This window comes from Citrobacter sp. Ce006, from assembly GCF_030336535.1.
GTDB lineage: Bacteria > Pseudomonadota > Gammaproteobacteria > Enterobacterales > Enterobacteriaceae > Citrobacter > Citrobacter europaeus.
On record NZ_JAOWDO010000068.1, the window covers coordinates 15,816 to 36,842 of the forward strand.

A 21,027-nucleotide genomic window follows, 5' to 3' on the forward strand; every position below is an offset into this window, starting at 1 on the left:
GATAGTCTGGCTTCCGTACAAAGCATACCAAGAGAGGAAGCTTTTTAATGGAACCAAAGTCTGTAAAAATCCTGCGTTTACCCGCACTTGTCAAGAAGTTAGGCATTGGTCGTTCAACGGTATACGACTGGCTTGACCCTAATTCAGATCGTCATGATCCGACATTTCCCCAAAGGATTAAACTGGGAGCAAAGACGGTAGGTTGGCTAGAATCCGAGATTGATGCTTGGATTTTGAGCAAAATAAAACAACCACTAACGCCTGTTTCGCCATAGTTTGGAAGATTATGTGGGAGAGAGCGAGGATCCCACTCCTCCCATTAGCTTTAATTCTACTTCCGCATTTGCAGCCGTAGTTTTAGATAAAAAACACAGATCGCTGAAGTTGCTGAGACCGCTGAACAAGGCACTGCACAATATTTTCTTACTGCTCATGTGCACCTCTCTTTAAGGCATTTTAAATGACTCTGAGGTGTCTGTGAAACCCGTGGATATTCAATTTCGATGTAAGTAGCTACTGCCTTCTAGAAATCAGAAATGTCTTTTTCTCGCAATCCGAGCCACTTTTCGAGATTTCTAAGCAGAGTTCGCAGAGCCTCTTCGTGCTCGGGGAACTGGGTGGGATTAATCGCATCACACTTAGCCTTCGCCACATCAATGCCAATAAAATCGTCAATTGTCTCTTTGTTGAAACTGATGTACTGCGTGGAGACTCGATCATCATACGCATGGCTCGTGCCTATGCTCATAAGGCGTGTGACCATGGTTGCGAAGCCCAAGTCGGTTTGAATGGCTTTCCTCACCCACTCTCGAGGTTCATCCAATGAATCTGTATATTTTTTCCAGCGATAGAGCTGTGATATGAGATCCGGTTCAGCAATCAGCGCGTCGCTGTCTGCTGCGCGGATCTTTATCAACCGCAACCATTCAGCCTTCATTGCCACAACGGTGTTGAGATCTAACGCTGGCTCGAAGGCTCTACTCTCGCCCTCATTCCGATCGGTGGGATCGCTAAGATGGATCAGGATTGAAGCAACGGATAGTGCTTCAGTTTTACGGAGTGCTTCAAGAGCCAAACTGCCTCGAACATCTTCAGGAATCCCCTTCAGGTACCAATTTGTCGCTCGCCACGCTGCCATATATGACGAATTGAAAGTGCCAATGTTCGTGCCTGCTAATTTTTCAGCGATTCTGAACATCCCAGGGAGTAGAACAGCTGCGTTCTCGGACGGTAATCGATCGACGGATTCGTCGAGCCTCGCAACGAGCGAATTCAGCAGCCCGTCAGCTTCGACGGCTGCGATTGCAGCAAGGAGCTCGTCCTCTGTCGCTGTTGCATCGAGAAAATCAACGAAACGGCGCTCAGACATTTCTCCAACCGACGTTTGAAGCTCAAAGTAACGTGGGAAGTAGCGCGAAGTACATACTCTTTTCTCCATCAACCACCGGCGATGGAAACCGTCTGCATAGTTCGTCCCCCCATATGCCCATTCAAGGGGAGGAAATAAGTCTTTAAGCGCATCACGAATGATATTACGGCGCTCTTCTGAGACGATCTCAAGAAGTTCCTTAGCTGCTATTTGGTCCACCTCCCGTCGGCCATCACGGAAGAAGCGCCCTTCCTGGAGAACCAATCCTCTCTCACGGAACAGTGCATCGTGGAGGTCTGGTTCGAAGACCCGGAGTGTTTCCAGAAGCAAGAAATCTACAATGTTCACCTCGAATACGTTGCCGACCACATGCAGTGGCATGTGTACAGCAATAGATGAGATGAGACGACGTGCATCACGCATGTTGCGAAGCAGGGGCTGGATGCAGCCAATACAAGCGTTACCCCAACGTCTCTGAGAGAACCCGTTGGCCTCAGTCGCGTATGGGCCCGCTATTTCAGAGAGTTCTTCCTCGAACATACGATGCACGAAAGATGTCGGTACGACTGGTAAATCAAAGTTAGCCTGCACGATCTTTTCAAGGAAGGCTCGACCGTCGTTATCGGCAACCGGATCTAGCGCTCGCTCTACGATACTGGGCTGGAACAGGAGCACAAAAACAATATTCGGTAGATTAGCATTCGCCTTTACCTGCCGAAGCAGCATCCTAATCTGCTCAGGCTCGAGCCGGTCAATGTCATCGACGAAGACAACCAGCGGCCGGTCAAGTTCGCGAAGACGAGCCTCAAGTGCTCTGCGTACCTTGTCGAGAGACTCGCCGCTATGGTCACGCCCGAGATACGATAGTACGCGTCCGAGAAGAGGTACTCCGACCGAGAAAAAGGCAAGAACAGCCGCAACCTTTGCAACTGTCGGAAGGTCATATCCAATAGCCGACGCGATCGCTATAACCGAAGCATTTGTTAGCACCGTCGAGATTAGAAGGCCTGAACTCCCAGCTTCTTTAAGAGGCTTACTGACCCCGGTAAGGATCGCTCCGTAGCGTCGCAGTGCTTCGGCACGATCGAGTGCAGCCTTCGAATGCTCGCCTCCCAATCGATCTGCTATCTGGCCAAATAGCGCGCGGGCGATTGCATCGCCGTCTCCCCATTGCCATGGGTTAAAGTCGAGCCAGTCCGCTCCACTGCTCTTGGCATCGAGCCGTTCGGTGATAAGGTTTTTCAGTGATGATTTGCCGAAGCCCCATCCCCCACGAATAGCGAACACTCGGCCTTCGCGCAAACTAAGCTCCGAAAGAACGTCGGCTATACGAGCCGCGAATCCGGACCTTCTAAGGCGATCTTCGGATGCTGTCCGAATCGGCGCTTCAGCCCCAATCCCTCCGTCCGGCTGTTCGTTCCTTACCATATCAGCATTAGGCTTCGCGCGACGGCGAGCACGCCATGCCGCCAGACGGAACAACAGCTTACTCATCGCACACTATCTCCCAAAATGCATGTATCAATCGACCTATTGTTATAAGCTTCACTGGTTCACAGACCGAGCAAGTTAAAGCCCGTGCGAGCCTTGTCTGCACAAGTTCAACCTATTATGTAAGCAAACTGAAGGGGACCCGCTGCAAACGCAAACCAGTATAGCGGTTCTGTCTACTCAACATGAAGCCGCAGATAAAAGGTGTACTGACTAGGCAATAGAATTTCACTGTCAGTAAAATTCTATTGCCAAATATCGAAAGGAATGCTTTACTTATCACAGGTCAGGCGTTCCGCCTGAGCTGTGTTCTTTAAAATGATTGTTCTCATCGTAACAGCGAAGGTCTAGCGTAATTGCCTGCTTATCAGGCCGCTCCTTCATCCGGTGTTGGAGATTTTGACGGGCAGACTAGCGTCATCGGTCAGTCTGAAGCACGTTCGTCATGATGGTGATTTGTAGCCAGTCGCGATACGCGGCTACTAGGCAACTGCACTATCGAAATTAACGGGGCTTCATCGTCGCGAAGACTGGTGTTGGGCTTGCGCATCGGGTTGGCTCCTTTCGGCCATCGCCTTGTTACGGGGCTTCGGCGTTTTGCCGATTCAAAGGAGAGCAACATGAATCACGATACTTTAAAGAACACCATCGCAACGCTTGAAAAGCTGCGCGATGCTCACTGCAGCCAACTCGATGCTGGCGCTCTGGCAGAGCTGGAAGATGTATTGCGTCAGTTACGCATACATCTTGACAGCCCGGTAAGAAGCGGATTCCGGTTTGACGATATCGTCTTCCGGGCACTGCGTATTATTGACGTTGTAGTTCGTTTGATCACAAATATTGATGATTGGATGAAATAATGCAACAGAGCCAAGACGCAGCAGGCCCAATATTTATTTGCGGAGTTAATTATGAATATCGGACAGGCTATCAAGTTATGCCGAACCAGAAGGGGAATATCACAGACGGATTTAGCTCGGAAGGCAGAATGTTCTGTTTCTTATCTTTCCATGCTCGAAAACAATAAGCGAGATCCGACGCTTTCAACCCTTAACAGCATTGCTTCTGCTCTCAACATTCCTGTCAGCATTATTTTCTTTATTGCAGCAGAGGCCGGTGATCTTAACGGTATTGATAAAGGACTCCAAGGAGAACTTGCGCGTACTGCGTTGGAGCTGCTTAATGATTCACACTCTGTCTGATTCCCCCTTCTATAGCAAACGACGCATCAGCAGTATGACAGCGCTATCAAAAGCGCTGAACATCTCTCCTATCGAACTACTTAATCTAGCCAATCGTGCGGACCATATGTACCGACTCGCCAGCACGATCACTAAGCCTGACGGAAGTACGCGTCAGACTTGGGATGCATATGCACCTCTAAAAAAAGTACAACGCAATATCAGGCGCAATATTCTTGATTACGTTGTTTATCCAGCATATTTGACAGGTAGTCTGAAAGGTTGTGATTATAAAACCAATGCAACTTTACACGCTGGTTCTACGATTGTTATTAATGAAGATATCACGCGTTTTTTCCCGTCAACTTCAGACACAATAGTGCATAACATATGGCAACATTTCTTTGGCTTCGATAATGAAGTAGCTGAATGTTTAACCAAGCTGACGACCCGACAAGGGGAGCTACCTCAGGGTGCCATCACTAGTTCATTTCTGGCTAACCTGGCGTTTTGGAAAGATGAACCGGCACTGCAAGCCAGTTTTCGAGCAAGAGGAATAATTTATTCCCGATACGTTGATGATATCGCCGTCTCGTCAGTAAACTTTCTTGATAAACCAGCTAAAACGAATGTGATAGCCTCGATTTATGGCATGCTTTCCAGGCACGGTTACCAGCCTAAACGAGCTAAACATGAAATCAGAACATCTGGGCAACGGATGGAAGTTACCAAGCTTTCGGTGAATTCAAAACCTGGTCTCTCTTCAGCCAAGCAAAGTCAGATACGATCGGCAGTCCATCATTTGGAGCAAGCCATTCTTAGGGGCGAAATTCTCGAGTTCGATAAGGGCCCTTATGCACAAACATTGGGACTAGTTCATTTATTGGCCAGATTCCATCCTGGCAAAGCAAAAAAACTTAAACAGCGCTTGCTTGCTCTTAAGAGTTCGGGGCGCATGAATATGTATACATAGTGTAAGAACCAGGGCAAAAAATTTTTACTAAGGTGAATGCGTGGCAATCTTTGACATTGAAAAGGATGAATTACTTCGGCTCTCCGATACTCAGCTAGAAGAGCTGATAGCTCGGCTAGCAGAAGCTGAAGTGGCAATACATGGTCATAGCCCTGCATGTGTAAATTGGTCTGGCTCAATTACAGCCCCTGACGGAGGAATTGATATCCATGTTCAGGTTCCAGTTGATCAACTGAAATCAGGCTTTCTTATAAGGCCTAATACGGTCTTTCAGGCAAAGAAACATAAAATGCCAAAGGCTACAATTGAGAAGGAAATGGGCACCGGCAACGCGCTTTCACCCATAATCTCTGAACAAGCCAGAAAGCAAGGTAGCTACATCATTGTCAGCCTGGGTGATGATTGCTCGCCGTCAGGAAAGGCGGATCGTCTCAAAGCGATGAGGGATGCAGTAAAAGATGATCCTAACAAAAGCAATCTTCATCTCGATTTCTACGACCGTTCCAAACTCATTCAATGGCTGCGCCAACATTCATCAGTCATGCTGTGGGTAAAAGGGAAGCTTGGGCAAGGGTATTCCGGCTGGCGACCCTACGGAGCCTGGAGCAATCCACCACAAGGTGTTACAGACACTTTAATCTCAGCCCCAGGTGTAACCATTACTTTACCGTCGGGAAAAGGGCAAAAACTTAAAATTGATGAAGCAATTAGCCCAATGCGTGCCCTTATTCGTTCGACGAATAAGGCAGTTCGTATTACAGGATTGTCTGGTGTCGGGAAGACTCGGATCGTTCAGGCGCTCTTTGATGAAACTGTTGGAACAGATGCGCTTGACCGGACAGTAGCTATTTATGTTGATACTGGCTCTGAGCCAGTACCGTCGGCTACAGCAATGCTTGATAAGCTTATCGCTGAGGACCGACGAGCAATTATGATCCTTGATAATTGTCCATCAGAACTCCATGCTTCGCTTGCCAGCAAGATATCAGCCGCAGGTAAAGAGGTAAGCCTCATCACAATCGAGTACGACATAAGGGATGACAAACCACAGACAACTGAGGTCATCCATATTGAGACAGATGGTCCAGAGGTGGCAGAGCAACTTCTTATCCGTCGCTTCCCTTCTATTGGTCAGAATAATGCCCGTCGTATTGCTGAGTTTGCAGATGGGAATGCAAGAGTTGCTTTGGCTATAGCTGAGAGAGGGGAGGAAGGCGAGAGTTTGGCTCTACTTTCTGATGCGCAGTTGTTTAATCGCTTGTTTGAACAGCGTAATCATCCTGATGGTAATTTACGGGAGCAAGCTGAAATATTGTCACTGGTGTATTCATTCTCGGTATCTAGTCCAGATGCTGCTACCGATGAACTGGAAATATTAGGGGCGCTCTTTGGGTATTCCAGAACCCAGTTATTTAAAGCCGTTACGAAGCTGATGGAACGTCATATCATTCAGAAAAGATCTCACTGGAGAGCTATCTTACCCCATGCTATTGCTAATAGATTGGCAGCATCCGCACTCGACAGTATTCCCGTTGATCAACTTAGGGCGACTTTTGAAGCTCCGGATTGTGAGCGTTTATTAATGTCTTTTTCGCATCGCCTAGGGTTGTTGCATGACCATCCTGTTGCCAAAGAAATTGTAGAAGCCTGGCTTCAGCCTAAAGGGATGTTGGGAAGAATAGCCGAGTTAAATGATATTTCGTTACGAATACTTGGGTATATAGGACCGGTTGCACCTGAAGCATTGCTCAACAGAATTGAGGCCGTACTCTCATCATCTGATTTGAAAGGTATGGAACCGGGCTACAATCCGCAGCGACGTAGTATTTTGCGTCTTTTACAATTGATGGCATACGAACCGAGTGCCTTTGAACGATGCGCCAGGCTTCTTATTCAAATGGCAGAGGACGAAGCCGATAATAATGACCTGGATTCTGCTCGAAACATGGTCCCAAGGTTTTTCCAGGCGTATCTGTCTGGTACTCATGCCTCCCTAAGCCAGCGTATTGCTTTAATGAACGAATGCATTGCATCAAGCATTATTACGCGTAGATCTTTGGGCTTAAAGATGCTGTCAACTGCACTGGATGGCCCACCGTGGTCAGGGTTTGGGGTTGGTGAGTTTGGAGCTCGACCAAGAGACTATGGATACGAACCCAACTATGATGAACTTGTCGAATGGCGCAGCGCCTTTATTGACGTCATTATCCAATTAGCGGCATCCGGAGATCCTGAGCTTGAAAGGCCTGCAAGATCAATCCTGGCTGACAAATTCAGGGAAATTTGGTTTCAAGAAGCAATGCGAGACAAACTCGTCGATGCTGCCCGTACATTAAATGCTTTAAGTCCTTGGGGGGAAGGTTGGAAAGCCGTTCGTTCAACGGTCTATTTTGACTATACCAAGCGTAGCGATGGAGATGATGTTGAGCCGTTGCCGGATAATCTTGCTGCCTTAGAGAAGGAGTTGGAGCCCATTGCGTTAATTCCAACAATAAAGACATACGTGTTGAGTACAAATCATGATTATTGGGCGCTGGATGCGGATTTTGATCATGAGGACTCCGATAAATATACCGCAGCCGGAAAACGACTTGAAGCTAAAGCACTTCAATTGGGACAAGACTTTGCCTTATCAAATCATGTACTTGAGGAGTTAGGAGTAGATCTGTTCTCCATCGGTGGAATGCCTTATCGTGCTGTCTTTGGTCGAGGACTTGCTCGAGGGACACATGATCTACGTATTGGCTGGCAGCGACTTGTTGAACAAATTGAAAAACAGCCAGATGCTAACAAAGACTTTGGAGTTATTGGGGGGTTCATCGAAGAAGTGGACTCTGTCGATCCATCATTAGCACAGAAGTTTCTCGAACAATGTGCGCAGCATCCTGAACTTCGACAGGTATTGGTTGGCTTGCATCCTTGGGGGACATTTACGGTAACTGATTTGGATCGCTGCATAAAGCATTTGGATGATCCAGACATTAGCCCTTTCATGTATGAGCCTATTCTATGGCGAGAACAATATGCCAATTTGCCGAGAATTCGTCTTCTCGAGCTTGCTGAGCAACTCCTGAGTAAAGCAAGCGGAGATAATGTCATTTTGCATGCGCTCTCCATGAGACTGCATGGTAAAGACAAATCGGTAGATACGCTTGGCGCAGACTTTCGGTTGATTGGTCTTGCTGCTGCAATCCAGCGGGTTAAAAGCAGCGACAGAGGCCAAAGAGGGACAATTGATTTTTACATGGAGCGAGTTATCGATGCCGCATTGCGTTTCGATGGTAATGAGGCAAAAAAAATTGAGTGGTTGGACGCAATTTTCAATGTTATTGATGAACACTATGGATATTTTTTGGGATTCGAGAAGACTATAGCAACAACTGTTGCGTTAATGCCTGAATCATTTCTCAATGGCATTTTTGAATGCACCGAGGAACAGCAGCAGGGAAGACAGTTCTTTATTCGTCGTGGCGGTTTACGCCTTTCTCCTCTTGCTGATGTAAGTACTAGCATCTTGATTGAATGGTGCCGTGCCAGAAATGATCCCAGTGTTTGGGCTGCCATTGCGGCTGGTGTGACTCTCTGGTCAAAGAATGATGAACAGAATGTACTAACCCTACACGAAGCTGCTATAGAACTGTTAGAGGCCTCTCCTGAGCCATTAGCTGTGCTGGAGTCTTTTGCTGATCGAATCACTCCATCCTCTTGGACTGGTAGCCTGGCGAACATAATGCAAGCTAGATCAAGCGCCATCGGTGCGCTGAGTAAACACGAGCGTCCAGATATCGCCGAGGCTGCCAAAACAGTTTGTGAAAAAATGAATCAGTGGGTCGAACGCCAAAAAGAACGCGAACAAAGGGAAGATAGTGAAAGGGAACAGCGGTTTGAATAAAGGCTAGAAGCCTATACCAACGTTCTGCGATAAGGAGAAAGTAATGAAATCTGCACGTGATAAACGTGTAAGTATCCCTACAAAAAGAACTATCAACTTTTAGAGAGTCTCTGGCACACTTAGTTCCGCTCCTGGCACACAGCGGACCGCCTGCAGTGTTGCGAGGTCTGCTATGAGCGAGGAGCGGAAGTTAGCAATTGAACTCGCAGCCAAATAGTCGCATTGGCGTGTAAATCAACGGGTAACAGGTCAAGATATCTGAAGTGGTCTTTTTTTGCCTATTTGCCGATGATACGTCCTTTGTTTCACGGTGACGTGTTAATATCCATATCTCCTGCAATGTGGGAAATTTGAGTATGGTTTTCCCTCATGAGCGAGTAACGGATGTTAGTTATTTTCCTCACATATACTTAAGCTATTTTGTGTGCTAATAAATGTGAAAAAGTCATTAAATTTTCGGTATCACTAAAAATATTTATTCTGTAGGTGAGTGTCATTTCTGGTCCGCTCCGTGCCCTAAGCGGATGTCAGGGTAGCTATAAGCTTGGAGCGGACTTTAATACGATGGTCTTACTGTTTTTTTGTTTTAACCAACGCCTTTAAAATTTATTTTGCCACCGTATGGCCATACGGGAATAAAATTTTTGATTGACCATCAGCTGCAAAATCAAAATTGATTGTAAGTTTAGCATTTGGTATGAGCATTTCTTCCGACAAGCGTCTTTCAAATGCTAGCTTTCTTAGTGCCTCATATGGGACAACCCCCTCATCTTCATAGTATCCAAAGTCCTCATCTTGCCGGAGGAGGTTTACACCGCCCAGATAAACACCTATCACCTTGTATTCATCTTTATCATTAATTATAGTTTCCACATCTACTGAAACATTTCTATTTTTACCTGGGATTATATGAAACTTATTAGGGTAGATCGCTAAGATGTCTGATATGAATTTGAATGATTCATCAAATTCTGAATATCTTTGAAGTTCAAATACGCTATTGAACTTGGAAGTTTTGAAGTTATCTCTTAACTCACCATTTGAGTTAAAGAAAATCTCAAATAACATCCCATCTAATATGGCAGATCTCAATTCCTCTATGATGTCGTGAGTTTTATCACGGAACGAAGATATAAATTCGCTCGCACCATGAGCTCCTCCACAAGCTGCCTGATAAATATTCCTACCTAAAACAAAAACCGAGTCAATATCTGATTGATTAATATCTTCAGTCTTAATGCTTCTTGCGGCAGGAGTTTGAATGTACCAGTCATGAGATTTTAATTTGGTTATTACCCCGTGGAGCCTGATGCCTGCTTTAACATTAAATAAGTTATCGGCAATAGATTCCTTTCCATATTTTCCTATTGAGCTAACCAAACTTATGTTAAAGAAAAAATCGCCTGATAAAGAGGTATGTTCCCAAGATGTCTGTTTACTTTTTGTAAGAACAGCTAAAGAGTTTCTTACCCTCTTAAACATTTCTTCAATTGGAATATCTGGCGATTTTATATGTTTAAGTAAAGCTTCAGTATAACAACCATTTCTCCCTACTCCGTCGCCGGCGACCTCACCTGGGGAAGTCGCAAAAGCTACAATAGTTCCTTTCGGTGCAAACAATGGAGCTAAACCTCTTTGAGCTGGGGCTCTATGCCACGCTCGCTCGTAAGGATTATTCCGGCAAGCATCCAATATAATAATATTGGTTTTATTGCCACTTTTTTCCATTATCTCAATAACTTTATTTAATGGGTAGGATGAGTATTTTGCATCAATCTCGGTACCAAAATCAGTATCTACAGCAGTAATGTAGTTTTCGCCATTTATCTGCATCCCGTGACCAGCGAAATAAAAAAGGCCTATATCATTGCTGTTCAAGTTATCCCTGAATGATTTGACCGCCTCATCTATTTCTCTTTGGGTTGCATTGGATAAATGGATTACGGAGAATCCAAACTCACTAAGCGCCGTATACATATCTTCTGCATCGTTAGTGCTATTTTTTAATTCCTGCCCCGGATAACTTGCATTTCCGATAACCAACGCAGTCATTTTTCGATTCATTAGTTTAACATACCTTAAAAGTAAACAGCGTTTCTTCACAAGAATGACGTCTTAGGCCATCGTCATCAACCTATGCAATGTATCTTGATATGCTAAAAAACTATAAAGATACATTTATACATGAATTACAACAGAAATGATGGATATATGCTATTAACAAATGTGTTTTTTGGGCGGCGTCTATTGATTGACACTTCGAGATGTGAGTTATGTCCGCTCCTGGCACAGAGCGGACTTTACTGACCAGACATGATGCCAGAGGTCAGGGTGGACGTTCAGGGTAAATTAATGAGTGCCGCTTCGTCGTTGATTTGCCGGCAGGACGACTTATCCACTTTTAGCAATAATTAACCCCCTCTTTCCCATATGGCAATAATCCATTCATCGCAACAATCAGAGATGATTAGCGCCCTATCAGCACCAATTGTTTTCATCCTTTCCTGAGATCCGAAAAAAGGTAAAGTCGGAACCTGCGCTAATCCTTGCTGGCTTATGTCAGAACAGCGAATGGAAGAAGGTCGAATCCCACCTACAGACGTTGCATGATCTGTTGACTAAGTGGATCAGAACTGGCGATGAGAATCCTCCTTCTGAATATCAAAGCCAGGATTACAAATGAATAAGTTTGAGCTGATGCAAAAGCAGGAGAAAATTCAAAGGGAATCTGGAGCTATAGCTATATGCCATTTGATGTTGTATAAGCCGATCATTTTTTCTGGCTGATCGCAAATGTTAAATACAATTCGTGTCCCCGGAAATAGTCGTCATTTCCAGTATTTTGGTCAACCATACTCGGAGCGGATTATCATTACTTTTCCGATGCCAGGCGACAGTAACATCAAACGGGACCATTTTTTCTGGCATCTCCAGTTTACAGTAATTTCCCTGCGCTCCTATCGCTGATGGAATGAAAGCAATGGCGTCATTCGCAGTGAAAAAAGCGCCGAGCGTTGTATAACACGGTAACGTAGCGATGACATTATTTTTCATTCCGGCTTTGTTAAAAAAATCATCAACCAGATTTTCAATATTACCGGCACTCGGAGCAAATTTAACGGCAGGAATGTCTGAAAAGGACATTTTCATTTCAAGTTTTCCCGGAATAGCTGAGCCGTGTCTGACCACACAGCAGTACTCTTCACGCCGGATGTTTTTGCGTATCAGTCCGGGATCAATATGATTCGAAAAACCCAGTACCAGATCGACATCGCCGGAATTAAGACTTTCAACGTGGTGCCTGGAATTGAAGTCTTTGATTTCAACGCTGGCCCGCGGTGCCTGCATATGTAGTGTCTTCAGTAAGGATGGGATGATAGTAAGTTGAGCATATTCGTTTGCCATTATGCATATGCTGAAGTCCTGAATGTTCGGATTAAATACCTGGGGTGAACGAAGCTGGCTAACCTCATCCAGGATTTTTTCTACTTTAGGCACCAGAAAAATGGCATAGTCGGTCGCCTCCAGTCCTGCATTCCTGCGTAGAAACAGCTCGGTTCCGAAATAGGTTCTGAGTCTTTTAAGATATGCACTGACTGCCTGCTGAGAGATATCCAGCTTTGAAGCTACCCTTGAGACATTGAGTTCTTTAACCAGCAGTAAAAATACACGCATGTGTTTGATATCAATGAAATCCAATTCTAGTTGTACCTCATACAATTCCAGCTTTATTTAAATTGTATCATACCTCATATATGATTTCTCCCGTATTTCATAAACATATCCGAGGCAAATAATGAAAACTGTAATTCTGATTGGTGCTCAGGGGAAGATGGGTAAAGCGGCGCTGACCGGTTTGGGGGATCACAAAGTTATTACCGCCAGTCGCTCAGGAAAAGGTACGGACTATCAGGTAGATATTACCAGCCATGAATCTCTGAGAGCTCTTTTCAAAAGCGTCGGCGCATTTGATGCTGTTGTTAACGCAGTTGGTCACTGCGAATATGCCAGTTTTGTCGATATGACGGCTGAGCAGTGGGAGCTTACTGTCCAGAGCAAAATGCTGGGTCAGATCAATGTTGTTAAAATAGGCCTTGAGTACATCAACGACCGCGGCTCATTCACTTTAATTTCCGGCATTCATAATGTGAAACCTATCCCCGGCTCTATTGCTGACGCGACAACCAGCGGTGCTATCGACACATTTGTACAGTGTGTGGCTAACGAACTGCCCCGCGGGATCCGTATCAATGTAGTGAACCCAACCGTACTGGAAGAAGCCTGGGATGTTTACGGCCCTATGCTGCCAGGGTTCCAGCCAGTTCCGGGCAAACTGGTCGGAAAAGCGTTCCAGCGTTCTGTTGACGGATTTATCAACGGTAAAGTTCTCTTTGTCGATGCCTAACTGCCAGTCAGTCTGTTATTCAGTGTAACTGCTATAGCCTGAGGAGGAGCATAGCTCCGGACTCAGGCTATATGCGTTGGGAACTAAATGAATTTATGGGTGATGCTCACGACGGTTTTCAGTACGCAGCTTCAGTGCTTCTTTCCCTTTTTTGTAGCGCTCCCGCGAAAATACTGAGCAGGAAAGCGAAGAAAACGACCGCACCGGCAAGCCATGTGGTATGCAGGAGACCGAAATGGATTACGACCAGTCCACCTATCCAGGTTCCGCCAGCGATACCGATATTGAAGGCCGATATATTCAGCCCTGATGCCACATCCACAGCTTCAGGAACGAATTTCTCAGCCTGCCTGACAGCCAGATATTGCAGTACAGGGACGTTTGCAAATGCGGCAGCACCCCAGACAAATGTAGTGACCAGCATCAGCCATGAATTAGATGCTGTCAGATATAAAGCGAACAACACCAGGGACAGTAATAAAAATATAATTTTCAGGGCATTAATAGGGCCGTGTTTGTCAGAGATCCGTCCGCCATACAGATTACCCAGTGCAGCTGCAAAACCGTATACCAGCATGACACCGCTTACAGCAGCGGGTGAAAATCCGGATATTTCCTCAAGAGTAGAGGCAAGGTAGGTAAACGTTATAAACGATCCCCCGTACCCGACCGCTGTCAGGGAATATGCCAGTATCAGTTGGGGGGTTGTCAGAACCCTGAGTAGAAATCTTACTGGCGCGGGTTCAGATTTTTTTATGCCGCGAGGGATCAGTAACAAGCTGCCTGCAAAGGCGATCATCCCGAGAACAGACACTGACAAAAATGTGGTTCTCCAGCCAAGGTGCTGAGCGATGAAAGTCCCCAGGGGAACACCGGTGACCAGAGCAACGGTCAGCCCGGCGAACATGATAGCTATTGCACTCGTGGCTTTATCTTTTGGAACAAGGCTGGCAGCGATGGTTGAAGCAATGGAATAGAACACGCCGTGTGCCATGCCGGTGATGATCCTCGCCACAATCAGCGAAACGAACCCGGGAGCTTGCCAGGCATACAAATTGCTTAGAGTAAAAACGACCATCAGGCACAGAAGAAGCGTTTTGCGGGACATTTTTCCTGTGGCTGCAGTTAAAAGAGGTGCACCTACTGCCACCCCCAGCGCATAGAGACTGACAAGCAGACCCGCTGACGGTACTGAAACTGATAAATCAGCTGAAATGATGGGAATGATTCCAACAAGGACAAATTCAGCTGTCCCGATAGCATAAGCGCTGATTGTCAAAGCGAAGAGTGCTATTGGCATAAAAATCCTTAATCGATAAATGTAAGGATTAATACTGAAATATCTCTGTGAATAAGAACAGATTTATGCCGTTAAAACACTTTTGACTTCAAGGCAAAGATGAAAACAACTTTAGCAGAAATGCAGATATTTATTGCTGTTATAGAAACAGGGGCATTATCACGAGCTGCGTATGAGCTGGATCTTACCGTATCAGCTGTTAGCAGAGCGCTTCGACGACTGGAGGAGAAATTAGATACCGTACTGGTCAGACGCTCAACGCGGAGACTGGAATCCACTGAAGAAGGAAGGACATTCCTGGAATATGCCAAACAAATCATTGCTTCAGTAGAGGATGCAGAAGAACATGTCACCATGAAACGTCGTCATCCATCCGGGAAGATTCGGATCATTGCCTCCACGTCTCTTGTACTGCACGTCATTACACCGGTTCTGCATCGATATCAGAAATGCTATCCTGAGATAGAAATTGAAATAATTTCAAATGACAATGTTTATGATTTGCTTGAACACAGAAGTGATGTTGCTGTTTGCATCGGAAAACTCAAAGACTCCGGCTTACATGCGAAGATACTTGGGCTGTGCCAGATGATGTTTGTTGCCTCTCCGCGATACATTGCAGAGCATGGTATGCCTCATCGAGTTGATGCATTAAAAAGCCACAGGCTGATAGGTTACAAACAAAACTCCTTAATGAATGACTGGCCTCTGGATACGGGCGAAGAACACTATTATAAAATTCAGCCATCCATTGTCGCTTCAAACAGTGAGATTATAAGACAGCTGGCCATTCACTCGTCGGGTATTGCTTGCCTGCCAGAACCGTATGTAAAAAATGATATTACAAAGGGTGATCTTGTCAATCTTGATATAAAAGAGAAACTGCGTGTCCGCGAACCACTCAATGCGGTTTATTATAAAAACATTGTTCTTCCATCAAGAACCTCATCATTTGTAGAGTTCCTCGCGGAAAGTTTAGTGTTGCCCTCGGAATAAAAAATTATCCGGGAACACTGTTATTGTGAAATATTTATTCGCTGTATCTGACATTATAGCTAACCTGTATATTAGGGCTGGAATAAACATATAATGCTGAAGGACGGTCCAATAGAGAGAGAAAATCGTTATGTATTATGAGAAGGCTTCATTTTGTCTGAATGGATTCATATAACGAATTAATATCCTGCACCTTCCTGTAAACCTTGCCAAGATAAAAAGTTAATCGTATTTAATTTAAAATTCCTGAACACAGAGTCATTTTTTCCAGTCCTGTCAGTTCCTGATTATAATTTGTCGTTTATTCGATATATCTGCATGAAAGGAAAATAGCGAATAAAAGAGTGTCGATGGTCCCGCCCTGATAGGGCTGTAAAGGAGCCAGACCGTTCTGTTCATGTGAATCTGGTTATGAGAAATATTTAGATGGCGTGGTACCAAACATTGCCTTGAAAGCAGCAATAAAGCTTGAAGCAGACTCATAGCCTGACTCCAGCGCGACATTCATGACACTCTGACCATAAGCCAGACGTTCCAGCGCAAACAGCATTCGATGCCTCTGCCTCCAGGCTCCGAAGGGAAGATTTGTCTCTTGAGCAAAAAGTCGTTCTATCGTTCTTCCGCTAGCTCCTGCTTCTCGGGCCAGGTCGTGCAGCGACCGTCGTGATCCCGGGTCGTGCTCCAGTAATTTTATTAAGTGGATGGCTCTGGGATCTTTCGGCTTGATCAGTTCCAGTGATGCGAGCTGTAAACCTGAAAGACTGCCTACCAACACCTCTGCCAGTCGGTGACTGTGACTGTTTTCATCATAGGTCCATCCCATTTTTGCACACGTCATGATGAGCTCCCTGACCAGGTTGCTCACTTCAACCACGCAGCAGTGTTCAGGCTTATCCATGGAAAAAAAAGCGGGAGAAATATACAGAACAAAGAGCGAGGCTGGCTTCTTGGTTTCAACATAATGTTCAGTACCGGCATCAATCCAGAGTGCCCTGCTGGGTGGAAGAACCCACTCGCCGGCATGTGTTTTGATGTGAATGACGCCCCGGGAGGAAAAAATTAACTGGTGGCGCGCATGAGTATGCTTTTCAAGAACATCAGCCCCCCATTGTTCTGGCTGACCTACCAGAGGCGAGATAGCGAAATCTGGATTCATAATGTTTTGGCGTATATTAGACATAATTTGTCATCCTATCTGAATCATGACACGCTTGCTACTGGTATTTTTTAGGTTGTTTTTACACCGTCGCACAGGGCGTATCAGATGAAAAGTAGTGAAGAAATGACATCAGGGAAAGGAAATGATCTGGCTTATTCAGCAGACAAGATTAAATTCACAGAACTTACTGACGCAAAGCTTGCCACCAGATTGGCATTCTTTATCGCTGGTTTTGGGCTCGCCTGTTGGGCTCCCCTGGTACCCTTCGCCCAAAGCCGTATGCAGGCGGAGCCCGCTCTTTTGGGTGCCGTATTGTTATGTCTGGGTCTGGGGGCATTAATAGGGATGCCTGCTGCCGGTGGCATTTCTGCTAAAGCCGGCAGCCGGATGGTCATCATCATGGGTGCTGTGGGTATTGTGGTTGCTTTACCCCTTCTTGCCCTGCTTTCCACCCCCCTGGGAATTGGTGCTGCACTTTTCTTATTTGGCCTTTCGATTGGTGCGACTGATGTAGCAGCCAACATTCACGGTTCTGAAGTTCAGGATCGTGCGGGTATGCCTTTAATGTCAGGATTTCATGGTTTTTACAGCGTTGGAGGGCTTGCCGGCGCTGTGGTTATGACTTTGCTGATTGCCACGGGATTACACGTTTTTGTGGCATCAATGATCGCAATATTTACGATACTGATATGCCTCTCGGTTATCAGAAACAGGTTCCTCAGAACAGTTACGGTTAATGACGCGCCATTATTTGTACTTCCTAAAGGTAAAGTAATTGTGATAGGCCTTCTGGCGATGGTGATGTTCCTGGCGGAAGGTGCGATGCTTGACTGGGGAGCATTGCTCCTGATTCAGGAAAAAAGTATACCGGCAAACATAGCAGGATCGGGATATGTTGTCTTTGCAGTGGCGATGACATTAAGCCGCTTCGTCGGTGACAGGCTCGTCTCACTTGCAGGGGAGCGCTGGGTACTGACTCTGGGTGTAATATTTACGGCGATTGGACTTTTGGTTATTTCACTGTCCTCAACCGTTGCCATCGTCTTTGGTGCGATTGCGATAACGGGCTTTGCTGCCGGTAACGTGGTGCCTATTTTGTTCACGCGTGCAGGCAAACAGGATTCAATGGCCCCCTCTCTGGCTATCTCCGCTGCAAGCATGCTGGGATATCTGGGGGTGCTTATGGGGCCCGCTGCGGTCGGGTTTATTGCACATTATACAGGACTGGCCAATGCGTTTTGTTTCCTGTCCGCCCTGGTCATGCTTTTTTCCCTGACCATCATCTCTATTTTCTCTGGGAAAAAAACTCTGTAACTCATCAAAAATCAACAAAATACATAAAAGGAGTAGCTATGAACCATCTTTCACATGACAACATTAGTCTCTTACAGCCGTCAGAAGGCTCCGTATGGAACATTGATGCGCTTTCCCGGAAGATAGTCGTTAGGGCATTGCCGTACAGTGATATTTTCATCGATCCGGGAAGGGGCACAAGCCAGGTAACGTCTGCAAGCCGGTGTAATGCAGCAACACTTTTACGTCCGGCTCCTGACGGAGACTTTCAATTTCGTTCAACGGTAAAAGTCGAATTCGGCAACACCTTCGATGCCGGCGTGCTGCTTCTTTACGTTAACGAAAGATCATGGGCGAAGTTGTGCTTTGAATATTCACCCGAACGTGAACCCATGGTTGTCTCTGTGGTGAACAACGGATATACCTCCGATGATGCCAATGCTTTTACCGTCAGTGGACAGGAAGTACATTTACGGATCTCCCGCAAAGATAATGTATTTGCCTTCCATGCTTCGCTGGATGGTCAAAAATGGATATTTGTGCGCGCATTTCCCCTTGATGTGCTGAACGACGCGGAACAGATTTTATACACAGGGTTTGAGGCACAAGCGCCTAACGCCTCCGGATGCGAGGTGGAGTTCTCTGATTTCTCGCTCGTTTCAGAAAATGTTCCTGATTTCCGTAGCGGAAAATAGAGAACCGGATTTCAGAGTGAATGCAGGGCATACCGGTAAAAACATATCATGTTGTCCCGCCACCTCAATTTTTCCCTGCATGTTAATAGATCTGTATAAATAAAGCCTCATATCATATGAGGCTTTATTTTTTGCTATCTGTATATTTTACGACGATTGATATCGGTAATCCGCCAAACTGCATTTCTGCTATTCATATGAACTCAGGCACGGTGTATAACATTTTTGAGGAGACAATTAGGTATCTGGCAACCCCAGTTATTTATACATTTCTCAGACGAATTTTTAGAAGCTGGATTGTTACTGCATTTGCAGGCAAAACCTACTTCAGACCAGTGTTACCTGGGCGGAGTGGGTTTTTTTTTGCTTTTTGAAAGGTAAATGTCCCTATGAAATATCAGTCACTTGCTGAATTTATAATTAACCGGGTCGGCGGCCCGGATAATATTAAAAGTTTGACCCATTGCGCAACAAGGCTTCGCTTTCAGTTAAGAAAATATGATGTTGTTCTGAAGGATGATTTGAGCAACCATCCAGAGATTATTATGGTGGTAGAAAGCGGGGGCCAACTCCAGGTGGTTGTGGGTAATAGTGTTTCTGAAGTTTATAAGGCTATCGAAGCTACAGGCATTACGGATGAGACTGATCTAGCTGCAGGGAGCAGCGACGAGGAAGTCATAAAAGAAAATATCTTTAACAGGCTGATTAATGTGGTTTCGGGGATTTTTACCCCTTTTCTGGGGATCCTGGCCGCTTCCGGGATTATGAAGGGGCTGCTAGCCCTTGCTATCGTTTGCGGAATTACGACTGAGTCGAGCGGAACCTACAAAATACTGGCGGCAGCTGGTGATGCCCTGTTTTATTTCTTCCCTCTCGTGCTGGGTTACACTGCAGGCAAGCGTTTTGGCGGGTCACCATTCCTGTCGATGGCGATTGGCGGCGCACTGATGCATCCGGCAATGATAGCGGCGTTCGACGCTCAGTTACAGCACGGCGCGTCAGTTGATGCCTTCCTCGGAATTCCCGTCACTTATATTAATTATGCCGGCTCGGTTATTCCGGTCATATTTGCTGCCTGGCTCAGTAGTGTGGTGGAGAAATTCTGTAATAAAATTCTCCCTTCAGCGGTCAAAAACCTCTTCACCCCTCTGATAGCGCTTCTCATCGTCGTTCCTGCTGCGTTCCTGCTTATTGGACCGCTCGCTACCGGCCTCAGCCACCTTATGGCAAATGCGTTTCTGGCCGCTTATGAGTTTGCGCCTGCTTTAGCGGGTACGATCATGGGGGGACTGTGGCAGGTCTGCGTCATGTTTGGTCTGCACTGGGGTCTTGTTCCCATCATGCTTAACAACATCAGCGTGTTAGGCCATGATATTATGCAGCCATTACTGGTACCGGCCGTGGTAGGCCAGTTGGGCGCAGCGCTGGGTGTGTTCCTGAGAACCCAGGATCCAAAATTGAAAACCCTTTCGGGTTCGGCAGTCAGCGCGGCCATTTTTGGTATTACAGAACCTGCAGTATATGGTGTTAACCTCCCAAACCGACGGCCATTCATCTTCGGCTGCACGGCCGGAGCCATAGGCGGGACAATAGTCGGAGCATTCCACGGTAGTGTCTATTCTTTCGGTCTGACCAGCTTCTTCACTCTCGCTCAGATGATCCCACCTACCGGTATGGATATGACCGTGTGGGGGGCCATAATCGGCACGGCCTTATCGCTCGTGCTTTCTACCTTACTGACCTATTTCTTCGGTTTGCCGGCATCAAAAGAATCGCCAAGTGCTAACCCAGGTATCGCACCAGAAACAGCAGAGATCGTTATTCTCTCTCCACTACAGGGGAAGGTTATTGATATTGCCGAAATCCGCGATCCGACCTTTGCCAGTGGCCTGCTGGGTAACGGAGTGGGGATTATTCCAACCTCCGGTAAAGTTATTGCGCCCTTTGACGGAGTTGTGTCGTCAATATTTAATTCCCGACATGCAATCAACCTAGTCAGTAATGATGGTGTGGAACTGCTGATCCACGTCGGGATCAATACCGTAAATCTGAAAGGTGAAGGTTTTACGGCACATGTAAAAACGGGTGATTCGGTAAAAGCCGGTGATCTGTTGATTGAATTTGATCTCGATTTTATTCAAAGCGCAGGATGTCTGCTGGACACGCCGGTATTAATCAATAACAGCGATGAATTCAGGGCAGTACATCTAGCAGATAAACAGACTGTTTCATATGACACGGTGTTGATGACAACGATTAAGTGAGGAAGATTC

General features: G+C 46.0%; 15 protein-coding genes. 10 read left to right on the forward strand and 5 right to left on the reverse strand.

What is annotated here, in order from left to right; all coding sequences use genetic code 11:
• Positions 1–47 precede the first annotated feature (47 nt).
• On the forward strand, positions 48–275 hold the full coding sequence (locus OGV94_RS12215) for a helix-turn-helix transcriptional regulator (RefSeq protein ID WP_286523445.1): 228 nt from the start codon (positions 48–50) through the stop codon (positions 273–275).
• A gap of 248 nt (positions 276–523) precedes the next feature.
• On the opposite strand, the gene OGV94_RS12220 is transcribed toward OGV94_RS12215, so the two are convergent.
• Entirely contained in the window at positions 524–2,863 is a 2,340-nt protein-coding gene (locus OGV94_RS12220) for a KAP family P-loop NTPase fold protein (protein ID WP_238984285.1), read from the reverse strand.
• Between the two features lie 617 nt (positions 2,864–3,480).
• Between OGV94_RS12220 and OGV94_RS12225 the strand changes: the two genes are divergently transcribed.
• The 4 genes from OGV94_RS12225 to OGV94_RS12240 are packed head-to-tail and all read left to right on the forward strand — an operon-like array spanning position 3,481 to position 8,906.
• Complete coding sequence (locus tag OGV94_RS12225) at positions 3,481–3,720, forward strand: hypothetical protein (protein ID WP_055317743.1); 240 nt, start codon at positions 3,481–3,483, stop codon at positions 3,718–3,720.
• A gap of 51 nt (positions 3,721–3,771) precedes the next feature.
• Positions 3,772–4,062 (forward strand): helix-turn-helix domain-containing protein, encoded by a 291-nt coding sequence (locus tag OGV94_RS12230; RefSeq protein ID WP_004104673.1) that lies wholly within the window; start codon positions 3,772–3,774, stop codon positions 4,060–4,062.
• Positions 4,043–5,014 (forward strand): reverse transcriptase family protein, encoded by a 972-nt coding sequence (locus tag OGV94_RS12235; RefSeq protein WP_286523451.1) that lies wholly within the window; start codon positions 4,043–4,045, stop codon positions 5,012–5,014. The genes OGV94_RS12230 and OGV94_RS12235 overlap by 20 nt, the downstream gene beginning before the upstream one ends.
• 40 nt (positions 5,015–5,054) lie before the next feature.
• Positions 5,055–8,906 carry a hypothetical protein gene (locus OGV94_RS12240; RefSeq protein ID WP_286523453.1) on the forward strand — a complete coding sequence of 1,284 codons (3,852 nt, stop codon included), beginning with the start codon at positions 5,055–5,057 and terminating at the stop codon, positions 8,904–8,906.
• Between the two features lie 606 nt (positions 8,907–9,512).
• Here the strand turns inward: OGV94_RS12240 and OGV94_RS12245 are convergent.
• Complete coding sequence (locus OGV94_RS12245) at positions 9,513–10,958, reverse strand: caspase family protein (protein WP_206640345.1); 1,446 nt, start codon at positions 10,956–10,958, stop codon at positions 9,513–9,515.
• Positions 10,959–11,702: 744 nt separating this feature from the next.
• Positions 11,703–12,605, reverse strand: a complete 903-nt coding sequence (locus tag OGV94_RS12250; RefSeq protein ID WP_286523458.1) for a LysR family transcriptional regulator — start codon at positions 12,603–12,605, stop codon at positions 11,703–11,705.
• A gap of 97 nt (positions 12,606–12,702) precedes the next feature.
• On the opposite strand from OGV94_RS12250, the gene OGV94_RS12255 reads away from it, so the two are divergent.
• The gene (locus OGV94_RS12255) at positions 12,703–13,311 is read left to right on the forward strand and encodes a short chain dehydrogenase (protein WP_049095464.1); all 609 of its coding nucleotides are present in this window, start codon (positions 12,703–12,705) and stop codon (positions 13,309–13,311) included.
• A 118-nt stretch (positions 13,312–13,429) separates the two neighbouring features.
• On the opposite strand, the gene OGV94_RS12260 is transcribed toward OGV94_RS12255, so the two are convergent.
• On the reverse strand, positions 13,430–14,611 hold the full coding sequence (locus tag OGV94_RS12260; RefSeq protein WP_286523461.1) for an MFS transporter: 1,182 nt from the start codon (positions 14,609–14,611) through the stop codon (positions 13,430–13,432).
• Between the two features lie 99 nt (positions 14,612–14,710).
• On the opposite strand from OGV94_RS12260, the gene OGV94_RS12265 reads away from it, so the two are divergent.
• Positions 14,711–15,607 carry a LysR family transcriptional regulator gene (locus tag OGV94_RS12265; RefSeq protein ID WP_286523463.1) on the forward strand — a complete coding sequence of 299 codons (897 nt, stop codon included), beginning with the start codon at positions 14,711–14,713 and terminating at the stop codon, positions 15,605–15,607.
• A 409-nt stretch (positions 15,608–16,016) separates the two neighbouring features.
• Here OGV94_RS12265 and OGV94_RS12270 read toward each other — a convergent pair whose 3' ends face one another.
• Entirely contained in the window at positions 16,017–16,787 is a 771-nt protein-coding gene (locus tag OGV94_RS12270) for an AraC family transcriptional regulator (protein ID WP_286523465.1), read from the reverse strand.
• 84 nt (positions 16,788–16,871) lie between these two features.
• Between OGV94_RS12270 and OGV94_RS12275 the strand changes: the two genes are divergently transcribed.
• From OGV94_RS12275 to OGV94_RS12285, 3 genes are all read left to right on the forward strand, one after another.
• Positions 16,872–18,080, forward strand: coding sequence for an MFS transporter (locus OGV94_RS12275; RefSeq protein WP_286523467.1), 1,209 nt, complete (start codon positions 16,872–16,874; stop codon positions 18,078–18,080).
• Positions 18,081–18,118: 38 nt separating this feature from the next.
• Complete coding sequence (locus OGV94_RS12280; protein ID WP_053065101.1) at positions 18,119–18,754, forward strand: DUF1349 domain-containing protein; 636 nt, start codon at positions 18,119–18,121, stop codon at positions 18,752–18,754.
• 389 nt (positions 18,755–19,143) lie between these two features.
• A complete protein-coding gene (locus OGV94_RS12285) occupies positions 19,144–21,018 on the forward strand; it encodes a beta-glucoside-specific PTS transporter subunit IIABC (RefSeq protein WP_286523468.1) in 1,875 nt (624 codons plus the stop codon).
• The last annotated feature ends 9 nt before the right edge of the window (positions 21,019–21,027 follow it).